Source organism: Micromonospora marincola (genome assembly GCF_056150385.1).
Genome location: NZ_JAXCFT010000003.1, coordinates 171,865 through 186,575, shown reverse-complemented (window position 1 = coordinate 186,575; position 14,711 = coordinate 171,865). Strand labels below are relative to the sequence as shown.

Annotated in this window: 16 protein-coding genes; 6 read left to right on the top strand and 10 right to left on the bottom strand. The window is 72.1% G+C overall.

Features of this window, described 5'->3' with window-relative positions:
* Window positions 1–39: 39 nt before the first annotated feature.
* The 4 genes from SM450_RS08995 to pdxY form a co-directional block, all read right to left on the bottom strand.
* Window positions 40–2,400: an ATP-binding cassette domain-containing protein gene (locus SM450_RS08995; RefSeq protein WP_474619230.1), complete on the bottom strand. Its 2,361-nt coding sequence runs from the start codon at window positions 2,398–2,400 to the stop codon at window positions 40–42.
* A gap of 25 nt (window positions 2,401–2,425) precedes the next feature.
* Complete coding sequence (locus SM450_RS08990; protein WP_474619229.1) at window positions 2,426–2,839, bottom strand: VOC family protein; 414 nt, start codon at window positions 2,837–2,839, stop codon at window positions 2,426–2,428.
* Window positions 2,840–2,849: 10 nt separating this feature from the next.
* Window positions 2,850–3,296, bottom strand: a complete 447-nt coding sequence (locus SM450_RS08985; RefSeq protein WP_474619228.1) for a helix-turn-helix transcriptional regulator — start codon at window positions 3,294–3,296, stop codon at window positions 2,850–2,852.
* A 61-nt stretch (window positions 3,297–3,357) separates the two neighbouring features.
* A complete protein-coding gene (pdxY, locus tag SM450_RS08980) occupies window positions 3,358–4,209 on the bottom strand; it encodes a pyridoxal kinase PdxY (RefSeq protein ID WP_474619227.1) in 852 nt (283 codons plus the stop codon).
* Between the two features lie 178 nt (window positions 4,210–4,387).
* On the opposite strand from pdxY, the gene SM450_RS08975 reads away from it, so the two are divergent.
* Both SM450_RS08975 and SM450_RS08970 read left to right on the top strand, forming a co-directional pair.
* Window positions 4,388–5,806 carry an OFA family MFS transporter gene (locus SM450_RS08975; RefSeq protein WP_474619226.1) on the top strand — a complete coding sequence of 473 codons (1,419 nt, stop codon included), beginning with the start codon at window positions 4,388–4,390 and terminating at the stop codon, window positions 5,804–5,806.
* Window positions 5,803–5,928, top strand: a complete 126-nt coding sequence (locus tag SM450_RS08970; protein ID WP_474619225.1) for an MFS transporter small subunit — start codon at window positions 5,803–5,805, stop codon at window positions 5,926–5,928. The genes SM450_RS08975 and SM450_RS08970 overlap by 4 nt, the downstream gene beginning before the upstream one ends.
* A gap of 52 nt (window positions 5,929–5,980) precedes the next feature.
* On the opposite strand, the gene SM450_RS08965 is transcribed toward SM450_RS08970, so the two are convergent.
* Window positions 5,981–6,709, bottom strand: a complete 729-nt coding sequence (locus tag SM450_RS08965; protein WP_474619224.1) for an SDR family NAD(P)-dependent oxidoreductase — start codon at window positions 6,707–6,709, stop codon at window positions 5,981–5,983.
* Between the two features lie 76 nt (window positions 6,710–6,785).
* Here SM450_RS08965 and SM450_RS08960 point away from each other — a divergent pair, with 76 nt between their 5' ends.
* The 3 genes from SM450_RS08960 to SM450_RS08950 all read left to right on the top strand — a co-directional run bounded on the left by SM450_RS08960 (window position 6,786) and on the right by SM450_RS08950 (window position 8,883).
* On the top strand, window positions 6,786–7,619 hold the full coding sequence (locus tag SM450_RS08960; RefSeq protein ID WP_474619223.1) for a patatin-like phospholipase family protein: 834 nt from the start codon (window positions 6,786–6,788) through the stop codon (window positions 7,617–7,619).
* 45 nt (window positions 7,620–7,664) lie between these two features.
* Entirely contained in the window at window positions 7,665–8,123 is a 459-nt protein-coding gene (locus SM450_RS08955) for a peroxiredoxin (protein WP_474619222.1), read from the top strand.
* Between the two features lie 64 nt (window positions 8,124–8,187).
* Window positions 8,188–8,883: a hypothetical protein gene (locus tag SM450_RS08950; RefSeq protein ID WP_474619221.1), complete on the top strand. Its 696-nt coding sequence runs from the start codon at window positions 8,188–8,190 to the stop codon at window positions 8,881–8,883.
* 12 nt (window positions 8,884–8,895) lie between these two features.
* Here the strand turns inward: SM450_RS08950 and SM450_RS08945 are convergent, their stop codons facing one another.
* The 3 genes from SM450_RS08945 to SM450_RS08935 form a co-directional block, all read right to left on the bottom strand.
* Window positions 8,896–10,353 carry a hypothetical protein gene (locus SM450_RS08945; protein WP_474619220.1) on the bottom strand — a complete coding sequence of 486 codons (1,458 nt, stop codon included), beginning with the start codon at window positions 10,351–10,353 and terminating at the stop codon, window positions 8,896–8,898.
* 89 nt (window positions 10,354–10,442) lie between these two features.
* Entirely contained in the window at window positions 10,443–11,441 is a 999-nt protein-coding gene (gene cydB / locus SM450_RS08940) for a cytochrome d ubiquinol oxidase subunit II (RefSeq protein ID WP_474619219.1), read from the bottom strand.
* A gap of 13 nt (window positions 11,442–11,454) precedes the next feature.
* Window positions 11,455–12,867, bottom strand: coding sequence for a cytochrome ubiquinol oxidase subunit I (locus SM450_RS08935; RefSeq protein ID WP_474619218.1), 1,413 nt, complete (start codon window positions 12,865–12,867; stop codon window positions 11,455–11,457).
* Window positions 12,868–13,041: 174 nt separating this feature from the next.
* Here SM450_RS08935 and SM450_RS08930 point away from each other — a divergent pair, with 174 nt between their 5' ends.
* Window positions 13,042–13,812 carry a lysophospholipid acyltransferase family protein gene (locus tag SM450_RS08930; RefSeq protein WP_474619217.1) on the top strand — a complete coding sequence of 257 codons (771 nt, stop codon included), beginning with the start codon at window positions 13,042–13,044 and terminating at the stop codon, window positions 13,810–13,812.
* Window positions 13,813–13,827: 15 nt separating this feature from the next.
* Here SM450_RS08930 and SM450_RS08925 read toward each other — a convergent pair whose 3' ends face one another.
* Together SM450_RS08925 and SM450_RS08920 are read right to left on the bottom strand one after the other, a co-directional pair.
* The gene (locus tag SM450_RS08925) at window positions 13,828–14,196 is read right to left on the bottom strand and encodes a DUF4180 domain-containing protein (RefSeq protein ID WP_474619216.1); all 369 of its coding nucleotides are present in this window, start codon (window positions 14,194–14,196) and stop codon (window positions 13,828–13,830) included.
* Window positions 14,189–14,638, bottom strand: coding sequence for a helix-turn-helix domain-containing protein (locus SM450_RS08920; RefSeq protein WP_474619215.1), 450 nt, complete (start codon window positions 14,636–14,638; stop codon window positions 14,189–14,191). The genes SM450_RS08925 and SM450_RS08920 overlap by 8 nt, the downstream gene beginning before the upstream one ends.
* Window positions 14,639–14,711: the final 73 nt, after the last annotated feature.

Below are 14,711 nucleotides of genomic sequence, written 5' to 3'. Positions count from 1 at the left end.
GGGTTCCCGGAGAATCGACGGGTACACGTGCGGGCCGGGTCAGGCCCCGACGTAGTCGGCGAGGTGCTCGCCGGTGAGCGTGGACCGGGCGGCCACGAGATCCGCCGGGGTGCCCTCGAAGACGACCCGGCCGCCGTCGTGGCCGGCGCCCGGGCCGAGGTCGATGATCCAGTCGGCGTGCGCCATGACCGCCTGGTGGTGCTCGATGACGATGACGGACTTGCCGGAGCCGACGAGCCGGTCGAGCAGGCTGAGCAGGTGGGCGACGTCGGCCAGGTGCAGGCCGGTGGTGGGCTCGTCGAGGACGTAGACGCCGCCCTTGTCCCCCATCCGGGTGGCGAGCTTGAGTCGCTGCCGCTCCCCGCCGGACAGTGTGGTCAGGGGTTGACCGAGCGTGAGGTAGCCGAGCCCGACGTCGGCGAGCCGGTCGAGGACGGTGTGGGCGGCCGGGGTGCGGGCGTCGCCGGTGCCGAAGAACTTCTCCGCCTCGTTGACCGACATGGCGAGGACCTCGCTGATGTCGCGGTCGCCGAGGTGGTAGTCGAGCACGGCGGCTTGGAAGCGCTTGCCCTCGCAGTCCTCGCAGGTGCTGGCGACCCCGGCCATCATGGCCAGGTCGGTGTAGATGACGCCGGCGCCGTTGCAGGTGGGGCAGGCGCCCTCGGAGTTGGCGCTGAACAGCGCGGGTTTGACGCCGTTGGCCTTGGCGAAGGCCTTGCGGATGGGGTCGAGCAGCCCGGTGTAGGTGGCGGGGTTGCTGCGTCGGGAGCCACGGATCGGGGTCTGGTCGACGCTTACCACGTCGTCGCGGCCGGCCAGGGAGCCGTGGATGAGGGAGCTCTTGCCGGAGCCGGCGACGCCGGTGACGACGACGAGGACGCCGAGGGGAATGTCGACGTCGACGTCGCGCAGGTTGTGGGTGCGGGCGCCGCGGATGGGCAGGGTGCCGGTGGGTGTGCGCAGGGTTTCCTTGAGGGTGGCGCGGTCGTCGAGGTGGCGGCCGGTGGTGGTGTCGCTGGCGCGCAGGCCGGCGACGGTGCCCTCGTAGCAGATGGCGCCGCCGTCGGCGCCGGCGCCGGGGCCGAGGTCGACGACGTGGTCGGCGATGGCGATGGTTTCGGGTTTGTGTTCGACGACCAGGACGGTGTTGCCCTTGTCGCGCAGGCGGAGCAGGAGGTTGTTCATCCGGGCGATGTCGTGCGGGTGCAGCCCGATGGTGGGTTCGTCGAAGACGTAGGTGACGTCGGTCAGGGACGAGCCGAGGTGGCGGATCATCTTGGTGCGTTGGGCCTCGCCGCCGGAGAGGGTGCCGGCGGGGCGGTCGAGGCTGAGGTAGCCGAGACCGATCTCGACGAAGGAGTCGAGGGTGTCCCCCAGCGCGGTGAGCAGCGGGGCGACGGAGGGTTCGGTCAGGTCGTGTACCCAGGTGGCGAGGTCGCTGATCTGCATGGCGCAGGCGTCGGCGATGCTGATGCCGTTGATCTTCGAGGAGCGGGCCTCGGGGCTCAGTCGGGTGCCGTCGCAGTCGGGGCAGGTGGTGAACGTGACGGCGCGTTCGACGAAGGCGCGGATGTGGGGTTGCATGGCGTCGACGTCCTTGGCGAGCATCGACTTCTGCATGGCGGGGATCAGGCCGGTGTAGGTGACGTTGATGCCCTCGACCTTGATCTTGGTGGGTTCCTTGTGGAGCAGGTCGTGCAGTTCCCGTTCGGTGTAGTCGCGGATGGGTTTGTCCGGGTCGAACATGCCGCTGGCGCGGAAGATGCGGCCGTACCAGCCGTCCATGCTGTAGCCGGGGATGGTGATGGCGCCTTCGTTGAGGGTGCGGTCGGCGTCGTAGAGGACGGTCAGGTCGATGTCGGTGACGGCGCCGCGGCCCTCGCAGCGGGGGCACATGCCGCCGAGGCGGTTGAAGGTGGCCTTCTTGGTCTGGTTCCTGCCGGCGCCGCGTTCGACGGTGATGGCTCCGGTGGCGCGGACGGAGGGGACGTTGAACGAGTAGGCGTTGGGTGGGCCGATGTGGGGTTGGCCGAGGCGGCTGAAGAGGATGCGGAGCATGGCGTTGGCGTCGGTGGCGGTGCCGACGGTGGAGCGGGGGTCGGCGCCCATGCGTTCCTGGTCGACGATGATCGCCGTGGTGAGGCCGTCGAGGATGTCGACGTCGGGTCGGGACAGGGTGGGCATGAAGCCCTGAACGAACGCGCTGTAGGTCTCGTTGATGAGTCGTTGCGACTCGGCGGCGATGGTGCCGAAGACCAGGGAGCTCTTGCCGGAGCCGGAGACGCCGGTGAACACGGTGAGGCGGCGTTTGGGCAGTTCGACGTCGACGTCGCGCAGGTTGTTCTCCCGGGCGCCGTGAACGCGGATCATGTCGTGGCTGTCGGCGTGGGCTTTGGGCATCGGGTCTCCGTCCGGTGGGGTGGGTTCAGCGTCGCTGGTTGATGCGGATGAGGTTGCCGGTGGGGTCGCGGAAGGCGCAGTCGCGGACGCCGTAGGGCTGTTCGGTGGGTTCCTGGACGACGTCGGCGCCGGCGGCCTGGAGGCGGTCGAACAGGGCGTCGAGGTCGTCGGTGGCGAGGGTGAGCGCCCCGTAGCTGCCCTTGGCGATGAGTTCCAGGATGGTGCGGCGCTCGTCGTCGGTGATGCCGGGGTCGACGGCCGGCGGGTGCAGGACGATGCCGGTTTCGGGTTGTTCGGGTGGGCCGACGGTGAGCCAGCGCATGGTGTCTCCGCGGCCGACGTCGTTGCGGAGGTCGAAGCCGAGGGTGTCGCGGTAGAAGGCGATGGCGGCGTCGGCGTCGGTGTGCGGCAGGAAGGCGTAGTGGATCGTGATGGTCATGGTGTTCACGCTAGTGGCGGCGGTCGGCCCGGGCTTCTCGATTCCTGACCGGTCGGGTGGCGTGTTTGGTGAGGCACGCCGGTGGTTCGGCGGCGCCTGGCGCGTGCCGGGCGCGGTAGGCGCTTGGTGGTTCGCCGACGAGTTCGGTGAAGCGGGTGCTGAAGGTGCCCAGGGACTGGCAGCCGACGGTGAAGCAGACGTCGGTGACGGTGAGGTCGCCGCGACGGAGCAGGGCCATGGCGCGTTCGATGCGGCGGGTCATGAGGTACGCGTACGGGGACTCGCCGTAGGTCTGTCGGAACTGGCGGCTGAGGTGGCCGGCCGACATGTGCTCGCCGCGGGCGAGGGCTTCGACGTCGAGGGGTTGGGCGTACTCGCGGTCGATGCGGTCGCGGACGCGCCTCAGCCGGGTGAGGTCGCGCAGGCGTTGGGTGAACGCCGGGTCGTGGTCCTGCACGGGGACATCCTCCCAGGTGGGGTTCGTCTGGAACGGACGGCCGGTGCGCGTGGGGTTGGGCTCAACGCAGCCGGCGGGGGGTGAACCGGGTGGGCGGGTCGGCGATGGCGTCCTGGGCGGCGACGAGTTGGAGCTCGCGGGTGCCGGCGGCCAGGGTCGCCTCGAGCACCGCGAAGATCGAGTTGGTGGTGTGTTCCAGCGCGGTCTCGGGTGATCCGCTGGTGGCGAGGTGGGCCAGGTAGAGGGCGGCGGTCACGTCGCCGCCGCCGTTGGGGCTGATCGGCAGCAGCGGGGTGGTCACGGCCCAGGCGCCGTCGGCGCAGACGGCGACGACCTCCAGGTGGCCGGCGGGCAGGTCGCCGTGCAGGACGCTGGTGACCAGGACGTGCTCGGGGCCGGTCGCGCGCACGGCGTCGACGGCGGCGAGCAGGTCGTCGAGGGTGTCGGTGCGGCGGCCGGCGAGGAACTCCAGCTCGAACTGGTTGGGGGTGACGATGTCGGCGCGCGGGACGACTGTGTCGCGCAGGTATTCGGGGATGCCGGGGCGGACGAACATGCCGCGGCCGACGTCGCCCATGACCGGATCGCAGCAGTAGAGCGCGGCCGGGTTGGCGGCCTTGACCTGGGCGACGGTGTCGAGGATCACCGCGCCGACGGCCGGGTCGCCCTGGTAGCCGGAGAGTACGGCGTCGGCGGTGCCGAGGACGCCACGGTCGGCGATGCCGGCGATGACCTCGGCCACGTCGGTGGGGGCGAGCACGGGGCCGCGCCAGGCGCCGTAGCCGGTGTGGTTGGAGAAGTGCACGGTCAGCACCGGCCACACCTCGTGGCGGAGGCGCTGCAGGGGGAACACGGCGGCGGAGTTGCCGACGTGGCCGTAGGCGACCGATGACTGGATGGACAGGATCTTCACCGGCCCATCGTCGCATCCGGGTTGGTGGTCACGCTCAGTGGTCGTTCGGTGGCGACCGGGGGTAGCGTCGGCCGCTCGGCTCAGGATTTCGACCGTCGGGCGCGGGGTGGGTTTGGGCTCCGCATGCGGTGGGGGCATGAAGCGAGGGGTTCTCGCCATCTGGACGGAGGAAGCACTGATGCTTTCCGCACTTGATCGTCGGCGCACCATTGCGCCGGCGGGGTACAGCCGATGGCTGATCCCGCCGGCGGCGCTGGCGATCCATCTCTGTATCGGGCAGGTCTACGCGACGAGCGTGTACAAGAACTCCCTGATCGCGCACTTCGACACCGGGCAGACGGCGATCGGCGTGATCTTCAGCATCGCGATCGTGATGCTGGGCCTGTCGGCCGCGGTGGCCGGGACCTGGGTGGAGGCGAACGGGCCGCGTAAGGCGATGTTCGTCTCGGCGTGCTTCTGGGCGGCCGGGTTCCTGGTCGGCGCGCTCGGCATCGCGACCTCACAGCTGTGGCTGCTGTACCTGGGGTACGGCGTGTTGGGCGGTATCGGCCTGGGAATCGGGTACATCTCCCCCGTCTCCACGTTGATCAAGTGGTTCCCGGACCGGCCGGGCCTGGCCACCGGCCTGGCGATCATGGGCTTCGGTGGCGGGGCGATGGTGGCCTCTCCCCTGTCCCGGCAACTGCTGTCGTTGTTCGACTCGGGCTACGACCCGTCGAACAGTGGGTCGACCGCGTCCGGTTCGGCACTGGTGTGGCTGTTCGTCACGCTCGGTGTCGGCTACTTCGCGATCATGATGTTCGGCGTGTTCAACGTGCGGGTGCCGGCGGCGGACTGGCGTCCGGCCGGGTTCGACCCGTCGACGGTGGCGAAGAAGCCGATGGTGACCACCGCGAACGTGTCGGCCGCGAACGCGGTGAAGACGTGGTCGTTCTGGCTGTTGTGGGTGGTGCTGTTCTGCAACGTGACGGCGGGCATCGGCATCCTGGAGCAGGCCAGCCCGATGATCCAGGACTTCTTCCGCGACGGCGGCACCTCCTCGGTGTCGGTGGCGGCGGCCGGCGGGTTCGTGGGGCTGCTGTCGCTGTTCAACATGGCGGGCCGGTTCGTCTGGTCGTCGACGTCGGACGTGATCGGCCGTAAGCCGATCTACGTGGTGTACCTGGGTGTGGGCCTGGTGCTGTACCTGCTGCTGGCGCTGGTCGGGCAGACGGCGACGGCGTTGTTCGTGTTGCTGGCCTGCGTGATCCTGTCGTTCTACGGCGGTGGGTTCGCGACCGCGCCGGCGTACCTGCGGGACCTGTTCGGCACGTTCGAGGTGGGCGCGATCCACGGCCGGCTGCTGACCGCGTGGTCGGCGGCGGGCGTGGCCGGGCCGCTGATCGTCAACGCGTTCCTCGACGCGCAGGGCGAGCCGGGCTCGTTGACCGCGGCGGCGTACCGGCCGGCGCTGTTCACGATGGTCGGGGTGCTGGCGGTGGGGCTGGTGGCGAACCTGCTGATCCGGCCGGTGCCGCAGCGGTTCCACGAGCCGGCGTCGGGCCGGGACGAGATGGCGCGGGGTCAGTCGGTGGCGGCGGAGAGGAGCGGGTCGTGAACGAGCGGACCGGTGGCGGGCAGCAGGTCCGCCTGGTGGTGTCGTGGTTGTTGGTGGCCGTGTTGCTGGGTTACGGCGTGATCCAGACGCTGATGACGGCGGCGAAGCTGTTCGCCGGCTGACGGTGGTCGCGGGCGGCGGTCCGGGGGCCTCCCCCGGGCCGCCGCGTCGTTCCTACAGGCCGCCGGCGACCCGCAGGACCGCGCCTGTCGTGTAGGTGGCGTCGGGGCCGAGCAGGTGGACGATCGCGCCGGCCACCTCGTCGGGCTCACCGGCGCGGCCCAGCGGGATGCGGCCGGCGGCGCTGTCCGGGCGGTCCGGTGCGCCGGACCGGGCGTGGATGTCGGTGCGGATGATGCCGGGGGCGACCGCGTTGACCCGGATGCCGCGCGGCGCGAGTTCCTTGGCCAGGCCGACGGTGAGGGTGTCGGTGGCGGCCTTCACCGCCGCGTAGTGGATGTACTCGCCGGGGCTGCCGAGGGTGGCCGCGGCGGAGGAGACGTTGACGATCGCGCCGCCGCGGGTCATCCGGGTGGCCGCCTGCTGGGCGCAGAGGATGTAGCCGACGAGGTTGACGTCGACGACCTCGCGCAGGTCGTCGGCGCGCAGGTCGGTGAAGGGGCCGATCGGGCTGGTGACGCCGGCGTTGTTGACCAGGCCGGTGAGCGGGCCGAGCTGGTCGGCGGCGGCGAACAGCAGGCGTACCTGCTCGGGGTCGCAGGTGTCGGCGGCGACGGTGACGGCGCGGCGGCCGGCGGCCCGCACGGCGGCGGCGACTGTCGCGGCGGCGTCGTGGTCGGCGCGGTAGCCGATGACCAGGTCGTGGCCGTCGGCGGCGAGGCGGCGCGCGGTGGCCGCGCCGATGCCGCGCCCACCCCCGGTGACGATGGTGACCGAGGTCAATGCGTTCTCCTCTGCCCTGGTGATGGGGGCGACGTTACCGTGGGCGGGATCACCCGGGGACGGAGAGGACTGTCACATGGGGCGGGCGTTGGTGCTGGGCGGCGGCGGGGTGACCGGGGTGGCCTGGGAGTTGGGGCTGCTGGCCGGGTTGGCCGAGCGGGGGGTGCCGCTGGACGAGGCGGACCTGGTGGTGGGCACGTCGGCCGGTTCGGTGGTCGGCGCGCAGGTGTGCTCCGGGGCGCCGCTGTCCGAGCTGTACGCGGCACAGCTGCGCTCGCCGCGTGACGAGGTGCCGGCCCGGCTCGGCCTGGGGGTGCTGGCCCGCTGGGCGTGGGCCGGGGCGCGGGGGCAGGACGCGGCGCGGGCCCGGGCGCGGGTGGGGGCGTTGGCGTTGGCGGCGCGTACCCCGTCGGAGGAGTCCCGGCGGGCGGTGATCGCGGCGCGGCTGCCGGTGCGGGACTGGCCGGCGCGGCGGCTGCTGGTCACCGCCGTCGACGCGGCCTCGGGCGGGTTCGTGGTCTTCGACGCCGACAGCGGGGTGCCGCTCGTCGACGCGGTCGGGGCGAGCTGCGCGGTGCCCGGGGTGTGGCCGCCGGTGACTGTCGACGGCCGGCGTTACGTCGACGGCGGGGTGCGGTCGCCGGTGAACGCGGACCTGGCCGCCGGGTCCGGTCAGGTGGTGGTGTTGGCGCCGACGAGCGCCGCGGTCGGGCCGATGCCGCGGCTGTCGGCGCAGGTGTCGGCGTTGCGGTCGGCGGGGGCGCGGGTGGCGGTGGTGGCGCCGGACCGGGCGGCGCGCGCGGCGATCGGCCGTAACGTGCTGGACCCGACGCGGCGGGCGGCGTCGGCGCGGGCCGGGTTCGCGCAGGCCACGGTCGTGGCCGATGAGGTGGCGGCGGTCTGGGGGTGATCGCCTAGGCTCACCGGGTCGGTGGCGAGGCGTGGGAGGTACGCGGTGGGTGTGGGTGTCGGTGACCTGGTCGAGGACTTCACGTTGCCGGACCAGACGGGCACGCCGCGGCGGCTGTCGGAGTTCCTGGCGGCCGGGCCGGTGGTGGTGTTCTTCTACCCGGCGGCGATGACCCGGGGTTGCACGGCGGAGAGCTGTCACTTCCGGGATCTGGCCGCGGAGTTCGCGGCGTTGGGCGCCTCCCGGGTGGGGATCAGCCGGGATCCGGTGGATCGGCAGGCGGAGTTCGCCGCCCGGCACGGGTTCGACTATCCGCTGCTGTCCGACGTCGACGGGGCGGTGGCGGCGGCGTTCGGGGTGCGGCGGCGGTTGCCGTTGGGCGCGTTGAGCACCCGGCGGATGACGTTCGTGATCGGCGCGGACCGGCGGGTGCTGGCCGTGGTGCACAGCGAGGTGAGCATGAACGAGCACGCCGACGCGGCGTTGCGCGCGCTCGGGGGCTGATCTTCGCGTTGTCGCAGCCGGCTGGTATCAAGGTGCGTCAAACAGGTGTACGGAAGAGGGCGTGATGGCGGTCCAGGGTTTGTCCACTGACGAGGTACAGCAGATCCGCGAGTCGTTGGCGGCGGGCCGCAAGCCACGGGTGGTGTTCACCGAGGCGGCCGGTCAGATGTCCGGGCAGCTCGGGCAGGTGGTGGAGCTGACCGACCCGGCGGTGTCGGAGGAGTTCGTGGTGGTCCGGTTCGGCCGCGACGAGTTGCCCTTCTCCCCCGCCGACGTGGCGATCGCGCCGAAGGGCGCCGGGCGCCGGCCCGCGGCCGTGGAGGCGAAGCCGGAGCCGGAGCTGCCGCCCGCTGCGGCGGCGGAGCCGGAGTTCGTGCTGGACACGCCGCGGGTGCCGGCGCCGCGCCGGGAGGAGCAGAAGGTGCAGGAGCAGCAGCCGGTGGATCCGAAGCCGGCGAAGCGGGCGGTCAAGGCCGTGAAGCCGAAGACCCCGCCCGGGTTGACGGTGACGTTGGCCTACGGCGAGGGCGAGTGGACGGTCGCCGCGCAGCAGGGCGCCAAGGCGCTGGCCCGGCCGTACGTGGTGAAGCCGGCCGAGGCGTTGCGGATGGTGGCGCTTGTGGACGTGCCCGGGGTGCAGGAGGCGGTGGAGCAGATCCTGGCCGCCGAGCGGGCCGAGGCGGAGCAGCAGGCGGAGAAGCTGCGCGCCGAGTTGGCCGAGATCGAGGCGCGGCTGGCGGAGCTGCGCGAGGCCCGCTGAGCGGGCGGCCGGTCACGGGTTCGCCGGGGCCACCGCCGAGGGTTCCGCCGCCGGCGTGTCCTCGGCCGGCGTGGTCGCGGCGGGCTCGTGGCGGGCGGCGGCGCGTCGTTGCCCGACCGTCGTCACGGCCGCCTCGATCGAGGCGGCCACGAGGAGGATCAGCCCGACGCGCAGCAGCACCGCCTCCTGGATGCCGAAGCGGGCATACTCGCCGGCGGTGAACAGCGTGCCCGCCACCGCGCTTGCGGTGCTGGCGGCCACGAGCAGGCCACCGGCGGCGGCGGTCCAGCGGGCCCGGCGGAACCCGCGGGTGAGCAGCCCGACGGCGGCGGCGAGCACGACGATCAGGCCGGTCACCGGCAGCACCCGGTCGGGGTCGGGGAAGAAGACCCGCTCGGGGAAGGTCGGCAGGGCCGCCACCGGCTCGGCGTAGCGGCCGGTGGTGCCGCCCAGCAGCGCGGGCAGCACCTCGCCGATGCTGGCGGCGGCGTGCCTCGGGTGGGCCAGGGCGTACCGGTAGGCGACCCTGCCCTTCTCCCGTTCGGTCCAGTCGACCAGGTCGGGGCAGCCGCGCCAGGCGGCGATGAACTCGGTCATCTGCCACGGGGCACCGGCGGCGATCTGTTCGGCCGGGGCGCAGCGGGGCATGCCCAGGTCCCGGCGGTAGGCGCGGGCGACCTGTGGGTCGTTCAGGATCTGGAAGCGCAGGCGGTACATGAATGTCGCCTCGGACAGGCTCAGCCCGGAATACCACGCCCGGTAGCTCTCGTCGGTGGCGCCGACGGTGGCGGTGTTCCAGGCCAGGCCGCCGAGCAGGACCACCACGGCCACGAGCGCGGCCCGCTGGTAGCGGCGCAGCAGCGCGTAGCCGGCGAGCACGACGAGCAGCAGCAGCACGTACGGCAGCACGTCCTGGCGGGTGAAGGTCCACCAGAAGGCGGCCAGGACCAGCGCGCCGAGCGCCACCCGGGACCGGGTACGCGTCCAGATGGCCAGCAGGGCCAGCGCGGCGACGCCGAGGCTGATCGACAGCGATTCGGACAGCACGGCGTGGTCCCACGGGTAGACCGACCGGGTCAGGGCCAGGCCGACGACCGCGGCGGTGGCGGCGATGCGCGCGGGCAGGGTGCGCAGCAGCAGCCAGGCGGCGCCGATCAGCAGGGACCAGGCCAGCGTGCTGATCGCCCACTGGACGGTCGCGCCGGCGCGGTCGGAGCCGGCGAGGGCGTACAGCAGCGGCACACCCCAGGGGCGCGGGGCGTGGCCGGTGAACGACAGCAGGTCGATGGTGTTGCCGGGCCGCTCGGCGTAGGAGGTGCTGTCGACGGAGGTGTAGACGGTGAAGCGGGCCAGGATGAGCAGCCGGGCGGCCAGGTAGACGGCGAGCAGGACGGCCAGGGGCAGGTGCCGGGGCCTTGGACGCCACCGGCGCGGCGACTGGGGTGGCGTGTCGACGGCCGCTGACGGCATGCGGTGTCCTCGGGTTCGCGTCGGGATCTGGTCGGCGGGAAGCATAGCCGCCGCCCGCGGGGGTTCGGGCCCCGCGGGCGGCGCGGCGCTCAGTGCCGCGGGATGTTCGCCACCCCGATCCGCTTGCGGAACACCCAGTACGTCCAGCCCTGGTAGGCGAGCACGATCGGGGTGAACACCACCGCCACCCAGGTCATGATCTTCAAGGTGTACGGGGTGGACGCGGCGTTGGTGGCGGTGAGTGTGCCGGCCGGGTCTGCGGTGGAGGGCAGCACGTTCGGAAACAGCGCGGCGAACAGCGTCGCCACGGCCAGGGCGATGGCCACCGCGGTGCCGGTGAACGCCCAGCCCTCCCGGCGTACCCTCGCCGCGGCCAGGCCGCCGAGCAGGGCGAGGGCGGCGCCGGCGGCGAGCACGACGGCGGCGGCGCTGGCGCGGATGGTCAGCGACCAGCCGAGGAACGCCACCGCGGTGACGGCGGTGCCGGCGCCGAGGCGGACGGCGAGGGCGCCCGCGCGCTCGCGGATGTCGCCTGTGGTCTTGAGCGCGAGGAACACCGCGCCGTGGGTGAGGAACAGGCCGAGGGTGGTCAGGCCGCCGAGCAGCGCGTACGGGTGCAGCAGGTCGAGCAGGCCGCCGGCGTACTCGTGGTCGGCGGCCAGCGGCACGCCGCGGAAGATGTTGGCGAAGGCGACGCCCCACAGCACGGCCGGCACCGCCGAGCCCCAGAAGATGGCCCGGTCCCAGCGGCGTTTCCAGGTCGCCTCGGGGCGCTTGTGCCGGTATTCGAAGGCCACGCCGCGGGCGATGAGGGCGAGCAGGATGAGCAGCAGCGGCAGGTAGAAGCCGGAGAACAGGGTGGCGTACCACTCGGGGAAGGCGGCGAACATGGCGCCGCCGGCGGTGATCAACCAGACTTCGTTGCCGTCCCAGACCGGGCCGATGGTGTTGATCAGGACGCGGCGTTGCCTGTCGTCGCGGCCGAGTACGGGCAGCAGCATTCCGACGCCGAAGTCGAAGCCTTCGAGGATGAAGTAGCCGGTGAAGAGCACGGCGACGAGCAGAAACCAGACGGTGGTGAGTTCCACGGTGGGCTCCGGGTCAGTAGGCGAACGCGAGCGGGCGCTCGGCGTCGTCGGTGTCGTCGTCGGTGGGTTGGTCGCTGACGTCGGGTACGCCGGCGCGGGCGTAGCGGACCAGCAGCTTGAACTCGATCACCGCGAGGGTGGCGTAGATGAGGGTGAAGGCGGTGAAGGAGGTGAGCACCTCGGTCAGGGAGACGCTGCGGGACACGCCGTTGCGGGTGAGCATCTCGCCGAAGACGATCCACGGTTGGCGGCCCATCTCGGTGAAGATCCAGCCGAAGGAGTTGGCGAGCAGCGGCAGCACCGGCATGACCAGGCCGGCGCGCAGCAGCCACCGGCTGGTCGGGGTGCGGCCCTTGCGCTGGCTCCAGAGCACCAGCAGCGCGATGGCGGCGGCGGCCAACCCGAAGCCGATCATGAAGCGGAAGCTCCAGTAGGTGACCGGGATGATCGGGGCGTAGTTGCCGGGGCCGTACTGGCTGGCGTACTGGGCCTGGAGGTCGTTGATGCCCTGCACGGTGCCGTGCGGGTCGCCGGTGCCGAGGAACGACAGCAGGTACGGGATCTTGACGGCGAGGATCTCGCGGCTGCCGTCGAGGCTGCCGACGGTGAGCACGGAGAACGAGGCGGGGCTCTCCGTGGTGTAGAGGCCCTCGGCGGCGGCCATCTTCATCGGCTGCACCTCGGTCATGATCTTGCCCTGGATGTCGCCGGTGAGCACCACGAGCGCCGAGGAGACAAGCACCACCCAGGCGCCGAACCTGGTGGCGAAGCGGTAGGCGCCGGTGTCGGCGCTGTCGCGGTTGCGCATCACGTGCCACAGCCCGACGGTGACCACGAGGGACCCGGCGACCAGGAACGACCCGGCGAGGGTGTGCGGGAAGGTGATCAGGGCGACCTTGTTGGTGAGCACGGCGCCGAAGTCGGTCAGCTCGGCGCGTCCGCTGTCGGGGTTGATCCGGAAGCCGACCGGGTTCTGCATGAACGAGTTGGCGGCGAGGATGAAGTAGGCCGACAGGTTGGTGCCGATCGCGGCGGCCCAGATCGCGGCCAGGTGCAGTCGCTTGGGCAGCCGGTCCCAGCCGAAGATCCACAGGCCGATGAACGTGGACTCCAGGAAGAACGCGACCAGCGCCTCGATGGCCAGGGGCGCGCCGAAGATGTCGCCGACGAAACGGGAGTAGTCGCTCCAGTTCATGCCGAACTGGAACTCCTGCACGATGCCGGTGACCACGCCCATCGCGAAGTTGATCAGGAACAGCTTGCCGTAGAACTTGGTGAGCTTGAGGTAGCGCTCGTTGCCGGTGCGGTGCCACATCGTCTGAAGGATGGCGACGAGCACGGACAGGCCGATGGTCAGCGGCACGAACAGGAAGTGGTAGACGGTGGTGACACCGAACTGCCAGCGGGCGACGTCCAACGCGTCCACCTGAAACCCCCAGCCTTCTTACTACGAGACGTAGTAAATACTACTCGCCGTCGTAGAGAAAAGGTGAGGGCCACTCGACCCGAACCGGCCCGGGACCAAGGACCCTGATCACCTTGCCGGAGGGCCCGTCCCGGGCCCCGGGGTCACCTCCGCGCGTGCGACCATCCAGCACTGATGGACACCTCCCCCTGGCGCGCGCCGCTGCTGTGGCGCGGCGCGCAGACGCTCGCCCGCGCCCTCGTCGCGCTGATCGGCCGGCTCGAGGTCACCGGCGACGTGCCCGAGGAGCTGCGGCGCGGGCCGCTGATCCTGGCGGCCAACCACATCAGCCCGTTCGACCCGGTGGTGTTGGCCGCCGCCTGCCGGGTCCGTAGCGTCGCGCCGCGCATCATGGCCACCGCCGGGCTGTTCCGGGCCCCGGTGATCGGGCCGCTGATGCGCCGCGCCGGGCACATCCGCGTCGACCGCGGCACCGCCGCCGTACACCGCTCGCTGGAGGTCGCCGCCGAGGCGGTGGCCGGCGGCTCGGTGGTGCTCGTCTACCCCGAGGGCCGCATCGGGCTCGACCCCGGCATGTGGCCCGAACGGGGCAAGACCGGCGCGGCCCGGCTCGCCTTCGCCAGCGGCGCCGCCGTCGTACCGGTCGCCCAGTGGGGCTCGCACGAGGTGCTGCCCTACCGCGCCCCGAAAGGAATGCTGCGCGGCCTGGCCCGGGCGCTCGCCCGCCGGCCGGTCATCCGGGTGCACTTCGGCGCCCCGGTCACCCTTGCCGATCTGCGCCACGACGCGCCGGGCGCGGCCCGCCACGCCACCGACCGGATCATCGACGCGATCACCGAAGACCTGGTCCCGCTGCGCCCGCACGAGCCCGACCTGCCCCGGCACGTCGACCCCGGCCGCCCGAGCGACCCCAGTCGCGCGCACCGCCGCCACCGACCCGACTGAACCGGGCACCCGGGCTCAGCCGCCGGCGCGCAGCCGGTCGTCGAGCGCGGTCAGGTCCGGCACGAACCACACCTGGTCGTGCTGGTTGGACTCGGCGACGAGCGCGCGCAGCGCGCCGCTGTCGGCCAGGTGCGCGGAGATGTCACCGACCACGGCCAGGCGCAGCCGGTAGTTGACGAACTTCTGCATGACCTCACCGGCGAAGCGGGTGCCGAGCGCGAAGAAGCGCGGGTCGAGCCGCTCGGTCGGCACCGCCACCACTGTCGCGCCGAGGAACGCCGCGCCGATCAGGTCGAGCGCGTCGGCCTCGGTGGCGATCGGTGGGCCGGCCGGATCGCAGAGCAGCACCGTGACGCCGGCACGTTCGACCAGCTCGTCAGCCACGGTCGGCCTCCTCCCCCGCGAGCAGGCCGTTGTCGCCGTCGAGCACCGCGTCGAGCAGGCGCAGCAGGTCGGCGGTGGCGGCCAGGTCGCCCAGGATCACGATCTTCATGCGGTGACGCTCCTCGTCGTGGACCGTCTGCACCCGCAGTGGACGGTCCGGGTCGGGGTGGGTGTTGACGCCGGCCAGCACCAGCGTGGCCAGCCGGTCGGCGGCGGTCCGGTCGACGCCGTCGAGCGCCACGATGCTCGACACCTCCGCCCCCGGGGGCGGAGGTGTCGCCGGCCGGCCGGTCAGCGCGTCCAGGTCGGCGCGGGCGATCCGGTACTGCTTGCCGATGCGCACCGCGCGCAGCCGCCCGGCACGGATGTAGCCGCGCACGGTGCGCACGTGCAGCCCGAGCAGCTCCGCGACTTGCTCCACCGAGTACATGTCGTTACCCATCGCACCCTATGGTAGCCACAACAAGGAAGGATAGGGAATTTCGCTGGCTGGGCATCCGGACGTCATGTCGGGC

What these genes read in the sequence shown, in the direction of transcription:
- SM450_RS08995 (WP_474619230.1), bottom strand. Translation starts at nt 2,400, where the DNA reads ATGCCCAAAGCCCACGCCGACAGCCACGACATGATCCGCGTTCACGGC.
- SM450_RS08990 (WP_474619229.1), bottom strand. Translation starts at nt 2,839, where the DNA reads ATGACCATCACGATCCACTACGCCTTCCTGCCGCACACCGACGCCGAC.
- SM450_RS08975 (WP_474619226.1), top strand. Translation starts at nt 4,388, where the DNA reads ATGCTTTCCGCACTTGATCGTCGGCGCACCATTGCGCCGGCGGGGTAC.
- SM450_RS08960 (WP_474619223.1), top strand. Translation starts at nt 6,786, where the DNA reads ATGGGGCGGGCGTTGGTGCTGGGCGGCGGCGGGGTGACCGGGGTGGCC.
- SM450_RS08950 (WP_474619221.1), top strand. Translation starts at nt 8,188, where the DNA reads ATGGCGGTCCAGGGTTTGTCCACTGACGAGGTACAGCAGATCCGCGAG.
- SM450_RS08945 (WP_474619220.1), bottom strand. Translation starts at nt 10,353, where the DNA reads ATGCCGTCAGCGGCCGTCGACACGCCACCCCAGTCGCCGCGCCGGTGG.
- SM450_RS08930 (WP_474619217.1), top strand. Translation starts at nt 13,042, where the DNA reads ATGGACACCTCCCCCTGGCGCGCGCCGCTGCTGTGGCGCGGCGCGCAG.
- SM450_RS08920 (WP_474619215.1), bottom strand. Translation starts at nt 14,638, where the DNA reads ATGGGTAACGACATGTACTCGGTGGAGCAAGTCGCGGAGCTGCTCGGG.